2 protein-coding genes, 2 rRNA genes and 1 pseudogene are annotated in these 2,236 nt (G+C 41.0%); 4 read left to right on the top strand and 1 reads right to left on the bottom strand.

Annotated features, from left to right (window positions below):
• The first annotated feature begins 2 nt into the window (after positions 1-2).
• The 3 genes from rrf (CWC18_RS19295) (at position 3) to CWC18_RS22010 (ending at position 946) form a co-directional block, all read left to right on the top strand.
• Positions 3-116: ribosomal RNA gene (rrf, locus tag CWC18_RS19295) — 5S ribosomal RNA — on the top strand.
• Between the two features lie 47 nt (positions 117-163).
• Positions 164-278 (top strand): 5S ribosomal RNA (gene rrf, locus CWC18_RS19290).
• A 404-nt stretch (positions 279-682) separates the two neighbouring features.
• Entirely contained in the window at positions 683-946 is a 264-nt protein-coding gene (locus CWC18_RS22010) for a helix-turn-helix domain-containing protein (RefSeq protein WP_138590740.1), read from the top strand.
• A 62-nt stretch (positions 947-1,008) separates the two neighbouring features.
• Here the strand turns inward: CWC18_RS22010 and CWC18_RS19280 are convergent.
• Positions 1,009-1,203 (bottom strand): annotated as a pseudogene (locus tag CWC18_RS19280) (transposase); the annotation flags it as partial.
• A 750-nt stretch (positions 1,204-1,953) separates the two neighbouring features.
• On the opposite strand from CWC18_RS19280, the gene CWC18_RS19275 reads away from it, so the two are divergent.
• Positions 1,954-2,236 (top strand): leucine-rich repeat domain-containing protein (locus CWC18_RS19275; protein ID WP_212747745.1); only part of this gene is annotated, 283 nt, incomplete at its 3' end.

Raw genomic sequence — 2,236 nt, 5'->3', positions numbered from 1 at the left:
TGCTTGGTGACAATAGCGTTTTGGACCCACCTGACCCCATGCCGAACTCAGAAGTGAAACGAAACAGCGTCGATGATAGTGTGGGTCTCCCATGTGAAAGTAGAACATTGCCAGGCTCCTAATTTAGAAAACATATAAAAATAACAATAAAGCAAAGAATTTGCTTGGTGACAATAGCGTTTTGGACCCACCTGACCCCATGCCGAACTCAGAAGTGAAACGAAACAGCGTCGATGATAGTGTGGCAGTTGCCATGTGAAAGTAGAACATTGCCAGGCATTAAATTAGAGAAACCCGTTGCAGAGATGCGACGGGTTTTTTGCAATTTGGGGGTTTTACCGTTCGGCTTAAATATCTGATCTAATACCAATCTGCTCAAATATCTATATCTTATATAGAGCATATAGAATCACCGACTAAATAACGTTGAACCCAAACATATCTGAGCAGCTTTTAGCGCTTTCTTGAAAAAGAACCAAACGCACGAAAACGCATTCGATTACTTGCAGTGTTATTATTGTATGAGCCTAATAGCAGTGCCGGCAATGCGAAACATCTCAACACCGCACGAAGCAGTGTTAATAAATGGGTTTCTAGTTACCTAGAGTATGGCCTTGATGACTTAGACAATAAACCTATTCAAGGGCATTCATCTAGATTACAACGGCCATAACTTGAGTAACTGTCTGAATTTATAACGCGCACGAATACAGAAACTCATGGTGGCCGCCTTACCAGTGAAGACATCGTCCATTACATTAACACTGAATTTGGTGTTCATTACCATTTAAATCATGCCTATAAAATACTAAAGCTGCTTGGTTTTAGTTGGATCACAAGCCGTTTAAGATACCCTAAACAGTCACAAAAGAACCAAGGAGCTTTTAAAAAACCTCCAACTGGAAACGATCCTTCACACCCTAGGACACCTTCCAGTTTCGAGTGACGAAGATGTGTAGTCGTGAATAAATAAAGTTGATTTAATCTTTATACGGATTGATATAAACCACCTTCATCATTCATGATAAGGTGAAGTTTAAAGCCATAAAACCAGCCCATTGTACCTTTACCTCATTTGGCTTTGTCAGCAAAAACGTGGTGACGAGGAGTACATATATTGTGACAAACCTTAAGTGAAGTTGAATCAAGGAATACTATGCCTGTTGGCTTATCAAAGCGCTGCTTCAAATAACTACACAGCGGGTAACGCAATCATTCGAAAGTGGAGTGAGTAAACTTATCAGGGCTTTGATGCACTGAAAGGTTATATTGATTCATGTGATGTCATCAGCTATAAACACGATGAAGTGAACAGAAGCGACAGCGATAGCTGAATTTGGTTTAGAGATACATGGAGTGATCGCAGCCAAGCTGACATGGAGTATGTTTTAAATACCCCGAGTTCCGACATCTTCATAATTTGATGCCCGCAGGGACCGATCCTGTTGTTGCATTTTGCCAATTAATGGTGCGCCAATATCGTACTAGATTGAATTTGGCGCATGAGTTTGGCACTTACTTAATTTCCACGTATGGCATGATGTCTTTGCCACCAAAAATGAAGCACAGCTGTCTTAGCAGGTGAATTTTAATTATTTATTGAGTAATATAGGTAATTTTAGTGTGAGCGTGTGTTTGTAAAGTGTGCTTGACTTTAATAAAGGCGTACCGCGCTTTTTTTTGCGCTATTTCGTACAGTGTACCATTGACTACTTACTCTTCAGAGTGCGGGGTGGGCACAGGTTGACAGCATTCACTCAGCGTTACCACCTATAACCTGCACTTTATTTTTTATTCAGAGTTTTTTACTCCGTGATTAACGACTCAACGCGCTTTCTTTTTTGTTATACATAAGACTCACAGATAAACGCTTTACTTCCCGTCAGTTGATACCTTGGTAACAAATTAACAACAAGGTATAGTAAGGCGATTGATTGGCAATAAGGTCCTAGGATGGAAAATGAACAGCAGCTCGACGCACTCGAAGTAGCACATACGCGTATTCAAACGGCGCTAGACACTGGGGCTACGTCCCTGAGTTTATCTGGTTTACACTTTACGTATTTACCAACCACTCTGAGTGTGTTGGCAGATACGTTAACCGAGCTTGATTTAAGCTTTTGCTGGTCGTTAACAAACCTTGATGGTTTGATGGGGCTGACCCAGTTAACGCAATTGGACTTAAGTGGTTGTAGGTCAATAGTACACCTTGATGTCATAGGGGGCATGACTCAGT

The organism is Pseudoalteromonas aurantia, from assembly GCF_005886875.1.
In the GTDB taxonomy this organism is placed as follows: domain Bacteria; phylum Pseudomonadota; class Gammaproteobacteria; order Enterobacterales; family Alteromonadaceae; genus Pseudoalteromonas; species Pseudoalteromonas aurantia_A.
Note: the sequence above shows the minus strand (reverse complement) of the source record. Positions and strands in the feature narration are given on the sequence as shown.